General features: G+C 29.2%; 10 protein-coding genes. 6 read left to right on the top strand and 4 right to left on the bottom strand.

The features are described from left to right. Window positions 1-8 precede the first annotated feature (8 nt). Genes ACQ654_RS21150 through ACQ654_RS21125 form a run of 6 tightly spaced genes read left to right on the top strand, consistent with a single transcriptional unit; the run spans window position 9 to window position 6,807 of the window. Entirely contained in the window at window positions 9-1,334 is a 1,326-nt protein-coding gene (locus ACQ654_RS21150; RefSeq protein WP_430412336.1) for a patatin-like phospholipase family protein, read from the top strand. 25 nt (window positions 1,335-1,359) lie between these two features. Beyond that, window positions 1,360-4,083 carry a hypothetical protein gene (locus ACQ654_RS21145; protein WP_430412335.1) on the top strand — a complete coding sequence of 908 codons (2,724 nt, stop codon included), beginning with the start codon at window positions 1,360-1,362 and terminating at the stop codon, window positions 4,081-4,083. Window positions 4,084-4,108: 25 nt separating this feature from the next. Next, window positions 4,109-4,894, top strand: a complete 786-nt coding sequence (locus tag ACQ654_RS21140) for a hypothetical protein (RefSeq protein ID WP_430412334.1) — start codon at window positions 4,109-4,111, stop codon at window positions 4,892-4,894. Continuing rightward, window positions 4,891-6,114, top strand: coding sequence for a hypothetical protein (locus ACQ654_RS21135; protein WP_430412333.1), 1,224 nt, complete (start codon window positions 4,891-4,893; stop codon window positions 6,112-6,114). The genes ACQ654_RS21140 and ACQ654_RS21135 overlap by 4 nt, the downstream gene beginning before the upstream one ends. Then, window positions 6,095-6,598, top strand: coding sequence for a condensin complex protein MksE (locus ACQ654_RS21130; RefSeq protein WP_430412332.1), 504 nt, complete (start codon window positions 6,095-6,097; stop codon window positions 6,596-6,598). Before ACQ654_RS21135 ends, ACQ654_RS21130 begins: the two co-directional genes overlap by 20 nt. A 41-nt stretch (window positions 6,599-6,639) precedes the next feature. Continuing rightward, entirely contained in the window at window positions 6,640-6,807 is a 168-nt protein-coding gene (locus ACQ654_RS21125) for a hypothetical protein (RefSeq protein WP_430412331.1), read from the top strand. 141 nt (window positions 6,808-6,948) lie between these two features. Here the strand turns inward: ACQ654_RS21125 and ACQ654_RS21120 are convergent, their stop codons facing one another. The 4 genes from ACQ654_RS21120 to ACQ654_RS21105 form a co-directional block, all read right to left on the bottom strand. Further along, entirely contained in the window at window positions 6,949-7,716 is a 768-nt protein-coding gene (locus ACQ654_RS21120; RefSeq protein ID WP_430412330.1) for a tetratricopeptide repeat protein, read from the bottom strand. A gap of 153 nt (window positions 7,717-7,869) precedes the next feature. After that, window positions 7,870-11,382, bottom strand: a complete 3,513-nt coding sequence (locus tag ACQ654_RS21115; protein ID WP_430412329.1) for a CHAT domain-containing protein — start codon at window positions 11,380-11,382, stop codon at window positions 7,870-7,872. 44 nt (window positions 11,383-11,426) lie between these two features. Continuing rightward, window positions 11,427-15,221, bottom strand: a complete 3,795-nt coding sequence (locus tag ACQ654_RS21110; RefSeq protein WP_430412328.1) for a beta-propeller domain-containing protein — start codon at window positions 15,219-15,221, stop codon at window positions 11,427-11,429. Between the two features lie 13 nt (window positions 15,222-15,234). Beyond that, the gene (locus ACQ654_RS21105) at window positions 15,235-17,340 is read right to left on the bottom strand and encodes a caspase family protein (RefSeq protein ID WP_430412327.1); all 2,106 of its coding nucleotides are present in this window, start codon (window positions 17,338-17,340) and stop codon (window positions 15,235-15,237) included. Window positions 17,341-17,374 lie beyond the last annotated feature (34 nt).

The following is a 17,374-nucleotide window of genomic DNA, read 5'->3' as shown; positions in this document are numbered from 1 at the left end:
TTAGTTTTATGGATGAGAAATATAAAATTTTATCATTAGATGGTGGAGGAAGTTGGGCAATACTTCAGGTTTTGACCCTGAAAGATATTTTTCTTAGAAAATATCCAAACAAAGAAATAAAAGGTCACGAAGTCTTGCGACATTTTGATTTAGTTATTGCAAACTCAGGAGGTAGTATGGTTTTAGCAGCATTGGCTTGTAACTGGACTTTTGATGAAATAATCAGACTTTTTGATGACAAGACATTAAGAGATAAAATTTTCAAAAAGCTAAATTTTAGACAGAGGTACTTTCCTGCTAATTTAATGAGGCTTTTTGGAGTAAAATCAGTTGGAACTCGTTACTCTACTACAGCTAAGAAGGAAGCTTTGAAAAATATTCTAAGAATAGATAATGATAAGGAACTTAACGGTGTACCCCTTTCAGAACTTCCAAAAATAATAGGAAAGGAATCACTTGAAATTGTAGTGACGACATTTGATATTATAAATAAAAGAGCAAAATTATTTCGATCTAATAAAAGTAGTAAGGCGAGAGCTGAAGTAATTGCAAAGTTAGATTATTTTGAACAAGTTAGTTTAGTTGGAGCAATTCATGGATCATCAAATGCACCAGTAAATTATTTTGATTTCCCTGCTGTTTTAGTTCCCAAAATAAAAGGAGTCAAAAATAATAGAAGACGCTATTTATGGGATGGCGCTTTGAGCGGATTTAATAATCCTGTGATGGCAGGAATTACCGAGGCTTTAGCTAATGATGTCGATAGAGAAAATATTTATGTACTATCAATAGGGACAGGTGGCAAAATAGTCTCTGATGAAGATTCAGATAATTTCAGAGATCAATACTACTCTACTCTTCTTGGTAAAAAAGTTGTTAGAAAAGAAAATGGAACAATCAATTGGAATAAAACAAAAAAAAAGATAGGGCTGTTTTTTCGTTTATTTAAAGGAGCAAGTTTTTATTCATCAACAATTTCAAATCTATCACAGTCAATTTTATTTGAACCACAAACATGGGCGTCATTTGGTGCCTACACAAGTTTATTCTCAGGAAAAGGTAGTTCTGAAAATAATAAAAGGTTTCTAAGATTATCACCTCAGATAGTAAAAGATGACAATTCAAATGAACTGATAAATAAACTATACGACTTGGACATGGACGTTACTGAACAAACTGAAATAGAGTTGTTGAAATCCTGCTATGATGAATGGAAAAAAGGGAATATAAGGAATGAACCTGTTCAATGGACAAAAACCATAGATGGTGAGTATGTTTTTGCAAAAGGACATCAAATTTTTAATGAAGCCATTAAAGATTTAAATTGGTTATAATTGACAATAAAAAGAAGAGATTTAGATGCTAAATAAGATCGTAATTATAAATTCAGAGTTATATGCAAAAGCAAGTATTCATATAGGCGAAAGCTCTAGTATTCAAATTACAGCAGAAAATAATGTGGGTAAAAGTTCTTTTATTAATGCACTTAACTTTTTATATATTACAGATAAAGATCAAATGCGTTTTGAAGATAATAGAAAATTATCTGATTCTATGAAGCATTATTTTGATGGATCAAGTTTGTATAGTTTTATCATTTTTGAAATTTTTAAAAACGGCTATTATTCAATTCTTGTTAAAGCAACTCCTGAAAAAACTTTAGAATATTATAAAATAAATGGAGAATATGATGAAACTTGTTTTATAGAAACAAACAATGGAAAGTTTAAAGCAAGAAAATGGAACAATGTCCTACAAAAACTTACATTAAAGAATCCTACTGATGTTCCAGTTAGATTAACAAATGAGGAATTATATAATTTAGTCTATAATTCTGATAAAAATAAAAATCCTGTTGTTTGGCTAAAAAAATCTATAAAAAGAAACGGTAGAAAATCTTTTTCTAACAGTTTTACAGATATTTACAGGTATTTAATTAGAACAAGTGATATCAATGAAAAATCGTTTAAAAATGCTCTTTTAGTTGCTGATGGACAGCAACACTTTCCTCTAAATGTGCTTTCGAGTACAAGCTTTGAGAAAATTGATGAATTTGAAAAAAAGAAAATACATCTTCAACGTTTAATCTCAATCAAACCTGATTTTGAAAAATTAAAACTACTTAATGATGACTTTATAAGTTATGAATCAATTTTAGGAAAACTAAAAAACACTTTTATTAGAAAGTTTAATAAAGTTGAGCGAGAACTATCTGAAAAAACAAATGATAATAGCGAGCTATCGATATCTATAAGAACCATACAAAGTAAAATAGATACAACTTTAAAAGATGAAAGAGATGTTTTAATTAGTAGGCAAACTACACAAGGGAATAAATTAACTGTATTAAAAAAAGAAAATACTTCTATATCAACGGAATTAAATCAACTTCAAGATTATGAACCAAGTGCTGACAATATTCTTTATCAAGGTATAAAAAATAAATTATCTGATGAAGAAAAGAAGCATACAGATTTAGTTTCTCAACTGAACCAATTAGAACGTAGTCAGTTTACCGAAAAGGAAATTTTAGACGCTATCAAAACTCTCAAAATTGATATTAAAAAAAAGGAAAATGCAATTACACGCTTCGACAGTTTACTTTATCAAAATATTTCAAAAGATGAAATAACAATTAAAAAAGTTTATTCTTTTTTAAATAGAGATGTTGCAGAACTTGACAAATCAAAAATTAAAAAAGAGATAACTAAATCTGATTTCCCATTACATTTTTTTGATGGTTTAATTGATGTTTCAGATATTAACATTGAAACAGAGCTTCCAACTATTAAAAGTCTTCAAGGTGAGCTTTTATCGAAAGACAAGGAACTAAACGAAAAGAACTCTCAATTAAAAATTATACAAAATAGAAAAGGTGTTGAGAAAGAAATTGAAACATTAAAAACAAGTATAAAAACTAATGCTGAGTTCATTAAAAGAATTGAAGAAAAACCAGAGTTAAGAACTAAAGTCAAGAACAATATTGTTGAAATAAAATTACTTATTAATGAACTAGAAGATATAATTAATAAAATCAAAAACAAGGATTCGGAAATTGAAAAAACGAAAACCGCTTTATCTCAAAAAAATGAAGAAATTAATAAGTATAAAGACGACTTAAAGAACTTCAAGAAGCAATATCAAGAAATAATCGAAACTTATGATGTTTATGAAATTGAAGAAATTTTAGATACAGATTTTGATCAAATTTATAACGAATTTCAATTGGGATATAAAAAGTTCCTTAGAATAAAGGATAACAGAAGCACTCTTAAGAATGAATTAAACAACATTTTGAAAATAGACATTCAAGATATTAAAATGTTCATCCGTGAGATTAACGAAGAGATTTTAAATATTCCTAGTACTCAAAAAGTAATAAATAGTCTACTAGATACGCTCTCTCACGAAATTGGTAGTCCTACACACTCATTTTTAACACAGTTTAATGATTTTAAAACTTTTGTTTCACGAAGTTACAATCAGAAATTAGCAGAATATCCTATTTCAAATATCCAGAGTGTCAAAGTAAAGATTGATGATAATACAGGTTTAATTACAGATTTAGACAAAATATCTAAACTGAAATTTTCAGACGGTTTAGACTTTGATAATTCCTATGCAGAATCAAGAGAAGCTTTAGAAAGGCAATTACTAAACAATAATGGTAAAGCTATTGATATTATTGATTTATTCAGAATTAACGTAGAAATAACAAAAGTCACAGGTAAAACCGAAACTATAGACCTTTCAAAGCAAGTCCAATCGAGAGGAACTAATATTGTTTTAAAACTATATCTATTTCTAAATATATTGAAAGAATTAGTGCATAATAACTCCGAAAATCGAGTAATAATATATGTGGATGAACTAGATGCTATAGGACAAAAAAATGTAAAACACTTAATTCAATTCTGTAAAGTAAATCATTTTGTGCCAATTTTTGCAGCACCAAGAAAAGTTGAAGGAATTGAAAAGTATTATCTGATAAAAGAATCTCAAAAAGATTCTAAAAATCAAAAAAGAAAAATTTCATTTGGCGAACTTCAATCATTCCCAGTAATTTATAGAAATGCAGAATAAAACGTTTTTTAACTTCATACTAAAAATGCTAGAAGATGGAAAAATGAATTCATCTTCCATAAGTGCATCTGTTAAAAAAAGTGGGGATTTTAAAACGTTGCTTAATGGAAAGTTTATAAAATATTCACAGGCAGTTACTGGTGGTGGTAGTTATCTTTTGAGCGACAGAGAAAGCTTTGAACTTTATTTTAAAAGTAAGTTTCCTGAAGAACTTCAAGATAGTTATTCTGCTGTTGGGAATATTGGAACATTTAGAAACACTAAAGCAGGAAAAAGAATAAGCCAAAATGTTATTTTGGCTAGAGGCTTTCAAAATGTGATCATAAATTCTAAGATTGTAGAATTAGAAAAATTTACAAATCAATTCGGAATATTTACAGCGCAAGTAAACAAGTTTGAGACAGATAAAATTTGTATTGTTGAGAACCTTGATTCATTTCTGTTAGCTGAAAAAGTAATAGACAAAGATTTTGTGTTTATCCATCCCTATGGTGGTTTAGGTAAATCTGTTTTGAAAAAATTTAAAGTCAAAGAGGTTTTAATCTTCCCCGATTATGATTATAAAGGATTACAAAACTATTTAATGGTAAAAAAAGTATTTCATAGTGCGAAGTTATTCATGCCATCAAATTATGAAGAACTTTTTAAAATGTATTCAAGAACTATTAAAACCAAGAAAGGAAGAGAGCAGAATCCAAGTAAAGAAGTGAAAGAGTCAACTGATGAAAATGTGATAAAAATCAGAACAGATATATTTAAAAACAAACGCTTTTTAGAACAACAAGCATTATTTGTAAAGTTTAAAAAATGATTAGATTATCAGGGAAATATATATTGAAGTTCTTGCAAAATCATTATGAATTTGTGAAAGATGTATTTGACTATAGTAAACCAGACTTTATTATAGAGATTGATATTCTTGAAAAATTAATTGAAGAATACAACATTAGTAATGAACCCAAAATGTCTGTAAATAAACTTATTGACGTAAAATTTTGTAGACAATTACCAACAAAAGATTTTAAGATAAATAAAAGCTATGCCGACTTTTTACAATTTCTATTTGATGATTTTACACTTGATTTACCTCAAACACTAAAAGAGCGTTATAAAACAATTTTTGAATTATTTACAGCTTTAAAAACAGAATCTAAAATAAACAAATCCATTATTTTGATTCAAAATATAATCAATGTAATAGATGTATTTCTAAACGATATTCATAGACAAACACAAAGATTATTAAGTGATACAGAATCCTTAAAAGTAAATGCAGATGAATATGCAGACTTATCAAAAAGACTAGAGAAAGCAGTTTTTTGGATTGATAAATATATTGAACCACTTAATAAGATACTAGAAAAAGGACATCCAGAATCCTTTTACGCTGCCTTGATTGAAATTCAAAAATATACGAGCGAAAAACGGTATATAGCAGAAAGTTTTAAGCTGAGGAGAGAATATGAAAAACTATATGGCTCAGTAGTCTATGCTCGTATAGAGCTAGACCAAAATTTACAAAAACTGACAAGAGAATTAAGACCATTATTAGATAGAATTAAAAGTGATTCTATAATTTTGAGTGGTTTTTATCATTTTGTAGAAAACGTAGATTATCCTGAAAATTATATTGTTCCTATTCCAAGTCCTATAAGGAAAACTAAAGGAAGTGCAATCTTCAAAGAATTTCATAGTGAAGCAGAGTTTTTTGTTGACCAATTTAATTATAAGACTTCTGATGTGTATTATGAAGAACAAGTGGAAGAATTAGAATGGCTTCCTGATTCTACATATTTTAAAGAACAGTTATTAAAAGAAGACAAAGTAGAAAATTTTTATATATGGTGTTTTAATACTTTGAAAAAACACACTAATGAAATTACGTTGTCAAAATACTTTTCATTAACAAATCTTTTGCTAGAAGAAGATTTGGTCGCAGAATACAAAACAGATGAAAGAATTACAATAGATTTAAAAGACGCTTCTATAAAAATACCTAAAGTAAAAGTTTATGAGAGAGTATCCAAATGAACATAACAAAATAGTTAGCGAATTGCTAGATGGTAAATTCATTATTTCGCCAAGTTCATTGTTTTTTAAAATTCAGGAGTTGGAGGATGACTATACAGAATTTTTCATAAAGTCATTTAGTTATAAATTGAATGTCGAAGCCGAATTTTGCTACTTATCTTCAGACGAAGTAAATGAAAAAAGAACTAGAGATTTTACTCTGTTTTTAGCTATTTTATCAAGAGAATTAGATTATTCAGGTAAAAATTTCAGAGACAAAATAGAATTAGGTTCATTTGACATAAATGAGACCGAAGAACTCTTAAAGCAATCGAGTAAATGGGAGATACTAGAAAAAACGACTGTTTCTGATTTTGAGAGATTCATTAAAACTTGGAGAAGCAAGAATTTGATTGAAATTAATGGTAATCGATTTAAGTTCACAAAAGCAGTCAAATTGTTTTTTTCTTTTGCGATTGATATAGCTAATGAGAAGTTGAAATAGTATTTTTTATCTAAAAAATACACTAAGGAAATAATTAAATTATGTTAGAAGATTATTCAAACTCTAAAAATGACATTCCTATTTGGCAAAAATTTGAACAAGATGTAGCTTTATTGTTTAAATTATTTGGATATGATCAAGTTACTCATAACACCAAGATAATTGGAGGTCAATGTGATGTAATTGCTAAATCGTCTAAAAAAAATTAAAGCAAATGTAATAATTGAATGTAAATATCATGGGAAAAAGACAAACAAAGTTGAATAAAGACAATAATACAAATGATCCTTGCCAAGGTTTTTTTCTATGATTTTTAATGCTTCTACAATTGAATTCTCTGCTTTATCGTATTAACCTATATTTATATACAACAATGATAAATTGGACAAAAGTGTAGCATAAAAAGGATGTTCTTTACCCAAAACTTTTTTAGCAACTTCTATTGATTCAAGAAACATTGGCAATGCCTCTTTAGATGCATTAAGCAAACTACCCATTAATGCTAAATTCCCTAAACGCATTGCATATAATGAATGTTCTTTACCTTTATTCTTTTTAGCAATTTTAAAGGATTCTATCATTAATGGCATTGCCTTTTCATATTGCCCCATTGCCTGATAAGAAAGAGCTAGATTGTTTAAACAAAACCCATAGTAAGAATCATCTTTACCATTGATATTCTTAGTAATTTCAAGAGCTTGAATGTTTAAATCAACTGACTTTTGATATTGTCCAATTGTAAGGTATAGGTTAGCTAGATTGCCTAAACAAATTCCATAGTCTGAATTCTGATTACCGATTTTATCTTCAATACTTTCCTTCAAATCTAATAATATTCGTAAAGCTTTTTCATAATCTCCATTTGCTCTATATGAAATCGCTAAGCTATTTAAACACATTCTATACTCATTATTACTTATGCCAATAGATTTTTGAATATTTTCTTTCAAATTTAAAAGTGTTTGTAATGCTTTTTCATATTGACTAATATGCCTATATAAATTCCCTAATTGGAATAATAGTTTTCTGTAATTTATGTGGCTTTTTCCAAATTCCTTTTCAGTATAAGTTAATGCTTCTAAATGTAACTTAATGTAACTTAATGTACTTATGTTCATTTAAACTTAAGTCTTCATAAGGCTTTTCAGTAAGATGTAACTCATTTAAATTTTCTTTTGCCTTTTTATTTTTAGAACATCCAATGAGTAAGAATAATAGGATTAAAAATATTAGTAAGTAGCTTTTCATAAAAATTTGATAGTTGTTATTGGTTACTCAAAATAAACAAATGCAGCCCACTTCTCTGGATCATTTCTATAACGATTCATCATTATTCTTTGGGTTTCTTTGAAAGCTTTTTTTGGATTATTTGTTGCTTTCCATTTGGTGTAAAATAGATTCATAAACTCTGCTGTCTCTGTGTCTGGTACTTCCCATAGTGTCATAATAATTGTTTCTACACCAGCCATTTTAAAAGCTCTTTGCAAACCATACACACCTTCTGAACTTGGAATATCCCCTAATCCTGTTTCACAAGCTGATAAAATAACTATATCTGTATTTCTTAAGTTAAGATTGGATATTTCTAATGCCGTTAGAATGCCATCTTCTTCCTCATATGGATTACTTCCATGTTTCCATGCATAGTTTGCATTTGCTAGGATAAGTCCAGAACGTAATAAAGGATTCTCAGAGTGAATGTATGTCTTTTCATTTCCGAGCCTAAAGTCTTCTTTTTTTCTTTCAAGATTAGGAAAGAAATATCCATGAGTAGCAATATGTAATACAGATGGACTGTTGCCACTGAGGTTTTTAAATGCTTTCTCTGTTGCTTTCTTTTGAGTAAGTACTTTACTTTTTGGTAATAAAGCTTTAATAGCCTTAACTTCTTTATCTGTACCTTCCAAATAATCCCAAATTCCATCTCCGTTACTTCTTTTCTTATTTTTAGTATTTCCTAAGAGTTGTTCGGATTGTAATATGCTAAAGTTATTTTTTGGATTGATACTATCTTTTTTCGAATCAGGGATAGTGTAAGTATAATCAACTCCACCAATTAAAAGCACATCATTCAAATCAGGAAGTTTATTATTTTTTCTAATATCTGCTGTATTTCCCATTTGATTCAGATTATAACGTTCACCTAGAAGTTTATTGTCTTCGTTAGGTAAAACTGCAAATGGAATTTTGTGTAATAACCCGTCAGGTGAGTAGTAAATGGTTGAGGCATTTTGAATATAGGGTTCTAATGGTTTCCATACTAAATTATAAATACTATCGGCTATGATTCCTTTTTTATCTACTAATTTGCCACCTCTTGATCTATATAACTTATTTGGAGATGTACTAAAAGCAAGGTGTTTTTTGAGTTGTTTTTCCTCAAATAAGTTAACAACTTTGGGAGTTTTCCATTCTTTCTTGTAGAGATAAGCCACATACATGATACTATCTGTTGCTCTTTTATTAAGTAATCTAAAATTGGTGAATTCAATAGCAAGCTCATTGTCTTTAAGAAGAGTTTCCTTGTAATCTTTAATATAACTAATATCCTCACCAAAATTTTTAGAGTAAGTGGTGACTAACTCTCGTTCTAGTTCAGTCAATTCTTCTTCAACTTTCGCGAAGTCTTCACTTCTTTGGTTTACAGGAAGCTGTAATTGTTTATTGATTGATGCTTTTTTACTTCTAAAATCTGCTATTTTTTTGCTTAAATCTTCTTGTCTTAAAACTTGTAAATCATTTAAAATATTTTTTGAGGAATTCAGTAAAAGACCTTTAGAAATTAAGATATTATTGGAAGCAGATATTATCATTTCAGGATAACTATTTTTAGTTAGATAATTAAACTTGTTATATATATTTAAATCTCCTTTAACAGAGTTTTTAATAAAATTCTCTTTTTCACCCAAGGTCATATATGAAAAATTATCTTGAATTTGATTTAGATTATTTTTATTAACTTCTAAAATCAGAGGTAGTGCATTTTCATATTGTCCTGAGATTTCATATAAGGTTACCAAGTTATTTACAATTACTCCATACCTTTGATGTCGTTTACCAAAATCTCGCTTAGTACTTTCTAAAACTTCATTAAAAAGCGTTGTTGCTTCTTCAAAAGACTCTAAATTAACATACAAATAGCCTAAACTATTTTGTTTATTTCCGTAATCTAGAGTATTTCTCCCCAAGTTTTTCTCAGTATTGTCAAGAGCTTCTTCAATTAAAGGAAGAGCTTTTTTAAACTCACCTAAGTCGATATATAAATTAGCTAAGTTATTTGAACAAATTGCATAACTAATATGATCCTTGCCAAGGTGTTTTTCTATGTTATTAAGAACTTCTAGATATAAAGATAGTGCCTTGCGATATTGCCCCTTATTTTTATACAAAAACGCTAAATTATTTGAATAAATTAGATAAGACGTACTAGCCTTGCCTATATTTAATTCAATGTTTTTAAGTACTTCCTTTTGTAAAGGTACTGCTCTATCGAATTGACCCAACTCACCATATAAAGTTGTCAAATTGTTTAAATAAATACTATAATTACTATGATTTTTACCATGTACTTTTTCAATTATGTTAATTGCATTTTTATAATATAAAATAGCATTTTTATATTGCCCCTTTGTATAATATAATTTTGCTATGTTGTTCAATACTAGAGCATAATTTTCATGATTTTTCCCTTTAGATTTTTCTGTGATATTAAGGGCTTCTATTAATAGTGGTAGAGCTTTTTTATACAACCCTAAGGTCTCATATATTACGGCTAAATTATTTAAATCAGTAGCATAACGTTCATTATATACACCAAGGTTTATTTTGGTATTTTCAAGTGACTCTAGCTGTAACTTTAATGCTTTATCATATCTCCCCATATCTTTATATAAAATGGCTAAATTATTTAAACGGTCTCCATAAAGAATATTTTCTTTTCCATGCATTATTTCTGCTAACTGAAGAGCTTCCAATTGTAATGGTAAAGCTTTATTATATTTTTCTAAAATTATATACAAGTTGGCAAGGTTCTGCAAGCAAATTCCATAACTAGGATGAGTTTTATCAAAATTCATTTTTATATTTTCAAAAGCTTGTATTTGCAGAGGAAGAGCCTTTTGATATTTTCCTTTAACACGGTATAAATTAGCCAAACCATCTATCGTAATTCCATACTGGGAATGTAATATACCATGCGTTTTGTTTATTATTTTTATAGCTTTAAGGAATATCGATAATGCCTTATCATACTCTTCTACTTCCAAGTAAAAAAAAGCTAGATTACTCAGGCGAATTCCATATTCTGGATGATCTTTTCCTAGAGTTTTTTCTGTATTAGTAATAGCCTCTAATTGTAGTGGAATAGCTTTTTCATATTGTTCCATAGTGCCATACAAAATTGCAAGATTACTTAAATGCATTCCATAAGCAGAGTGATTTATCCCAAGAGTCTGTTTGCCATTTTCAAGAGCCTCTAACTGTAAAGGAAGAGCCTTTTCATATTGTTCTGTATCTCTGTACAAAATGGCTAAATTATTTAAAAAAATACCATATCCGTAATAGTTTTTAGCCTCTCCACTGTAAGTAGTTTTGAATTTTTGTATTGCCTTTTGATAATATATAATTGATTCATTAAAGTTTTCTGCAACTTTATATTCCTCAGCTTTATATACTAAGTCTAGGATTTCTTTAAATTTTGGGGAATTTTCATCAACTGTTGTAGGTTGACAAAAGACAATATTGAAAAACAATAAAAAAATAAGAGCAGTTAATGATTTATTCATAATCTAATATTATTATTTCTAGTTACGTTTTAACTTACAAAGTATTATAAATTCTCTATTACTTTTTGAACTAAACTTTCTTTAGTTGAAGCCATTATGGTATACTTTTTTTCATGATCACGACATTTGACTTTATAAATCAATTCTATTTTACCGTTTTTTTGAAGATAAGAACCGCTTATTTTACAACCATTCACATATTGACTTGCATCTACCCAAATAAGATTCTTCTCTTCAATCAACAATGAGTTAAGTTTTCTATCTAAATAAGTAGATAGCCCTAGATTGTCTTCTAATTCTTTTGTGTTTAAAAATGTACTTCTCAAATACACTCTTTTAGGCTCATTGACAACTATTTTTTTTTGATCTGTTAGTTGTAAAATACCAATATCAAAAGAACCAGATTTTGCCATAAGCACCTGAGGTTCTTGAATAGCTCCAACATCTTTTGCTAGAATATTTACTTGATCTTTTGCATAATTAAATAATGTACTCACATCTATTTTTGTGTATTCTTTTAATGCAACTCCAGACATTCCTTTTAATAAAGTGTAAGTGAGCAAACCTTGACCATAAACACTAGCTTCATAACTTACCTTATCTGCTGCTGAACCTGATATAACAAACATACCTGTGCGATCTTGCATACGGTCAATGGCTTTTATTTTCTCAGAATCTATATCCCTTTGAGCAATTAAATTGTCAACTGCTTTACCAGAACCGCAAGCATCTATAATCATCACAGTTTTATTAGCTGTAATTTTTTTAATATACTCTACCCATTCGTCTGTAGAAATACTTGTAGTTTCTCTTATTTTTTTATTATTGTAAATCTCTTTATCGGCAAATCGTGCATCTTCAGTCAAAAAATAGAAGTCCGTTTTGTTATTATTATCCGTCCAGTTAATACCATGACCACTCATGTAAACCAATAATACATCTTCTGGTTTTGCTTTTTGAGCAATATCCTCAAATACAGCTTTTATTTTTTCTTTTCTTGGTTTCAGACTATGATTGGTAGCCATTTTCATTATATAACTTTCGTTAAATAAGTTTTTAGTTCCCATTTGTAACGCTTTTTCCATAGCATCAGCATCTTTGTCTGGATACTTTAAGTCGATAGCATCTCCTACATAATCACTTACACCTATGATTACTGCATAAAAATTTGGCGGTCGACTTTCTTTCTTTTTGTTAGTAATGACTTTTGCTCCTCTGCTTACCATACCTCCAGTTTGATTAGTAACTTTAACCATAAAGGTGTTGTTTCCTGCTTGCATGAATTTTTGGTATTCAGAAATATCTACATTTAGGGTTTGTTTAGAAAGTTTGTGGTTAAAGTCTTTAGGGCGTGCATCTTTAATAATCTCTTTACCGTTTAAAAATATTGAAACCTCTCCATAACCACCATCACGTTTGGTAAGGGTAATAGGTAAAATATTATTTTTGATTTTTCCTAGTTCTGTATCAGGATAGAGTAAAAAGTTATCTTTTGTAATGTCAGTATTTCCTATATATTTCCCTTTTATTGCTTTTTCCCATAGACCAGGTTCATAATATTCCCCCTTTAATTGTGAAAATTGAATTACTTCCTCGCCATAAGTCCAATACATAAGTTCCATAGCCTCAGGAGATGCATCAAATAGACCACTGGGATGCAGATGTACCCATTTATTTGTATCACTAGCAAAATTAAAATAACGTATAATTTCTTCTCCTGTTGAGGTATCCCATAGAATTACAGAGCCATCGTCAGACGAAGTGATTACTCGTTTGCCTGTAGAATCAAATTTTGCAGAAGTGACACCAGCGAGATGCCCTACAAAAGTTTTTAATATAAATCCAGTATCTACATCCCAAAGCTTGGCTGTATTATCATCAGATGCAGTAAGTAGGGTTTTGCCGTCAGGGCTAAACTCAGCAGAAGTTAAGTCATCTTGATGCCCTTTAAATGAACGTAATAATTTTCCTGAATCCACATTCCAAAGCTTAGCTGTTCCATCACTAGACGCTGTAACAATGGTTTTGTCATCTGAACTAAATTGAGCGGAGTTTATTCCCCATACTCCATTATCTTTACTATGAAGAGTTTTTAATAGACTACCTGTTTGTACACTCCATAATTTAGCTTTATTATTTATAGATGCTGTAACAATAGTTTTTCCATCTGAACTAAATTGTGCAGAAAATAATGTATTTAATATAGGTTTCTCGTAAGAACTAAAAGTTAGTATTAGTTTACCTGTATCTCTATTCCATAATTTAGCTGTTCCATCACTTGATGCCGTAACAATGGTTTTTCCATTTGGGCTAAATTCTGCTGAATTTACTTCAGTAAGCGGATAAGTATGTCCATTCAAAGAATACAATAACTCACCGGAATCTATTTCCCAAATTTTAGCTGTTTTGTCATCAGATGCTGTAACAATAGTTTTTCCATCTGGACTAAATCTTGCAGAATTAACATCTCTTTTATGCCCATTTAAAGTTTGTAATAACTTTCCTGTTTCTGTTTCTATAAGTTTTGGCGCATTGTTATCAGATGTAATTACTATTGATTCACCTGAAGAGCTAAACTGTGCCGAATTTATATTATTTGTGTTTCCTTCGAAGGAGTACAATAATTCCCCATTATTAGTATCCAATAGTTTGGCTTTAGTATCTATAGCGACAATAGTTGTTCCATCTGGACTAAATTCCGCATAATAAGCTCCTGAAATTGAATAAAAACCTTGATAAGTATGTAGCAATTCTCCAGAATCTATTTTCCACAACTTTACAGTCTGATCATCAGATGCAGTAACAATAGTTTTTCCATCTGGACTGAATCGAATAGAATTGATAATATCATCATGTCCTTTTAAAGTATGTAATAATTTTCGTGAATTTACATTCCATAATTTTAAACTCTTATTATTAGATACCATGATTATATTTTTACCATTAGGACTAAATTGTAATGAGCTTGTATTCCAAAGTCCATGATTGATTCCCAGCGATAATAAAAGCTTTCCTGAATTTATGTCCCATAGCTTTGCCTCATAATTATTTGAAGTAGTAATTAAAGTTTGTTCATTAGGGCTGAGCTGAACATCAATAATACCTGTTAAATTATCTAAGAAAGTATTTATTAATTTTCCTGAATTTACATCCCAAAATTTTGCAGTATGATTTTCAAAAACAATCAACAATTTCCCTCCATTTCGAGTAAACTGAAAAGATTTTACTCTTGACTTTTGATCATTCAAAGTAAATAACAATTTGCCAGTATTTGTGTCCCTTAATTCTGGGGAGTAATAATGGTTGACTATAAATAATTTTCTTCCATTAGGGCTGAACCCTACAAAATTTATTCGCTTATCACTAATGTTTGAAGAGAATAGTAATTTGCCAGAATTTACATCCCATACATTTGCAGATTCATTATCTGAGACAGTTAATAATTTTCTCCCATCAGTACTGAATTTTACAGAATTTACTTTTATTTTATAATGATCTGAAGAGAATAATAATTTACCAGAATTTGTGTCCCACAAATTAACAATTTCATCAGATGAAATAGTTAATACTTTTTTTCCATCAGGACTAAATTCTGCATAATGCACAACATCTTTATGCCCTTTAAAATCTATAAGTAATTTACCACTGTTTACTTCCCATAGCTTAGCTGTTTTATCATGTGATGCAGTTATTAATGTTTTCCCATCAGGACTGAACTTAGCAGACCACACTCTTGAAGTATGCCCTAAAGGCAAGCCTATTTTTAAGTCTTGAGCAGATATATATCTAGTATTAAATACTATAAAACAAAAAAGTAGAAATCTTAAAGTTTTATTCATTGCGTGGTATTAATTATTCTTGTATTTCAAATACAATTGTGTAAATGTTTACAGCACCTGTAGGTATGTTTAAAGTCCTAAAATCTCCACGGGTAAGCCTTTCATTATTCTTATAACTATCTTTAAATAACAATTCAAAAGGATTTGGATTCTTTTTGCCTGCTTCTTTCCCTTTTGTTCGTAAAATTGGTCTTAAGTCTAGTGGTTGTTCAGAGGCTACCAACTTGAAAATTTCTGTGCCATAAGGAGGGTAAAACTCAATTTGATGTTTATAGGATTCTCCTGCTTTTAGGTGAAAATCATTTGCGGTGTAGCCATCTTCAGGTATTAATATATTGATTATATTATTGGGCTGAATGTCCAATAGTGTATAATATAACGCCATTTTACTATTGTTTTTTATGTCGATATAGGTATTATCTCCTTCTTTAAAAACTATAATACCAGAAGCATTTTTTTTACTCTCTATTGATAATTCTTTGTCAACAACGCTATCCATACCATTATCTTTTATTGTTACTGGAATAAAATCAAAGGTCATATCCAAATCCTTGTTCTGCATTTCTAAACGCTTTATAAAATTTACTCTCACATAGCGTTTTATATGCTCAATAATATCAAAGGCATTAGTTTGAATATTGTTACTATCTTGTTTCCAGAATAAATAATCATCTTTTGTGTAGATTTGGATAAGATTATCTTGTGAAAACTCATTAACTGACTCTATAATTAAATCAGGGTATTCGTTCTGGATACTTATAAAGCCAATTGTGTCAATGATAGATTTTATTTCATTTTGTAAGTCTTTTTGTTTTAAGTTTAGTGATATACTTGCCTTCATATTACCATAATTACGTTCTGTAATGACTACCCAAGAGTTTATAGCTTCCTCTTCATTTATGGTGCCATTAAGTTGAACTTGGGATGAAATTACATCAGTTTTAATAACTGTACCGACTATTTTCATTTCTTTATCAAGTCCATCAATATCATAAAGTGCAACTTTAGAACCTTCATGCAATCCTTGTAATTTACCTCCGTTTAATCGAACAAAGGTTCTGCCATCATTTTTATATTTGTATTCGGTTACTAGGAAATATTCTTTTTTCCCAACAATTTGCCCTCCTAAAATTTTTTGGTTTAATATGCCTTCTGCTTCTGGTGTCTGTTCTGAGGCAATGTTTGCCATGATTCTTCTAATATTATCAAAAAGCCCCTGATAAGTAGTATTCTTATTCGAATTTGTTAGAGCTTTGCTCAGCGCATATGACAAAGAGCCTACATAATTATCTTTTCCCACTTTATACTCGTAATTGAGTTGGTTAGCGCTAGAACTATAAAAATATACTGCTGGAGCTAATTTTTTGTCATTATTAAGTAACCCAAAATTATTTAAGGAGGAAACATTAGTAGGTTTGTAATCTTTAGGTTCAAAGGGCTCTTTAGCTCCTCTATATTTTCCATACCCTCTTGTTCCAGTACCAGAATGACAAGCGTCAATAGTAACGAAAAAATTACCGTTGACGCCAATTTTCTTTCTAATGTTATCGCATAATTCTCCTAATTTTTCATCCCTTATATGTTTATCTCCAGTATATTCAGTTTCATTATAGTTTTTGGGGGCATCAACAGGAATAATAGCCTCATCATAGCTATCTTTTTCGTCATTATTGTTGTCATATATTTGTTGTCCATGACTAGAAATATGAATAAAAACTATATCATCTTTTTTAAGTTTTTTTTCAAAATTTTTAAACGTTTTTATGAAAGATTTGAATGTTAAATCTTTTTCAATTTGAATATTTTTTTCTGAAAATCCCTGACTTTTAAGAGCACTTTTAATTATATTAATATCGTTGTGAGAATTTATGTTACGCCATTTAGTTCCTTGTTGATAAATACCATTTGCGATAATAAGAGCTTGTTTAGTTTTAGATGTATCTTCAACAATGAATAAGTTGCTGTTTTTAGTGTTAACAATTTCAAGCCTACTTGCTAATTCAAATAAATTACTTTTTTGTGAATATAGAACTTTATTTAGTTGGATGTTTTTTCTATTTATATTATGAAAAGAACATAATAAGAGAAAAAAAATAAGTAAAATAGAAGCCTTCTTCATAAAAGAAAATTTAGTTTTTATTCATATTTCTAGT

It is taken from the genome of Kordia sp. (assembly GCF_965283645.1).
Lineage (GTDB): Bacteria > Bacteroidota > Bacteroidia > Flavobacteriales > Flavobacteriaceae > Kordia.
The sequence above is the reverse complement of the archived record's forward strand: the minus strand, read 5'-3'. Positions and strand labels throughout refer to the sequence as shown.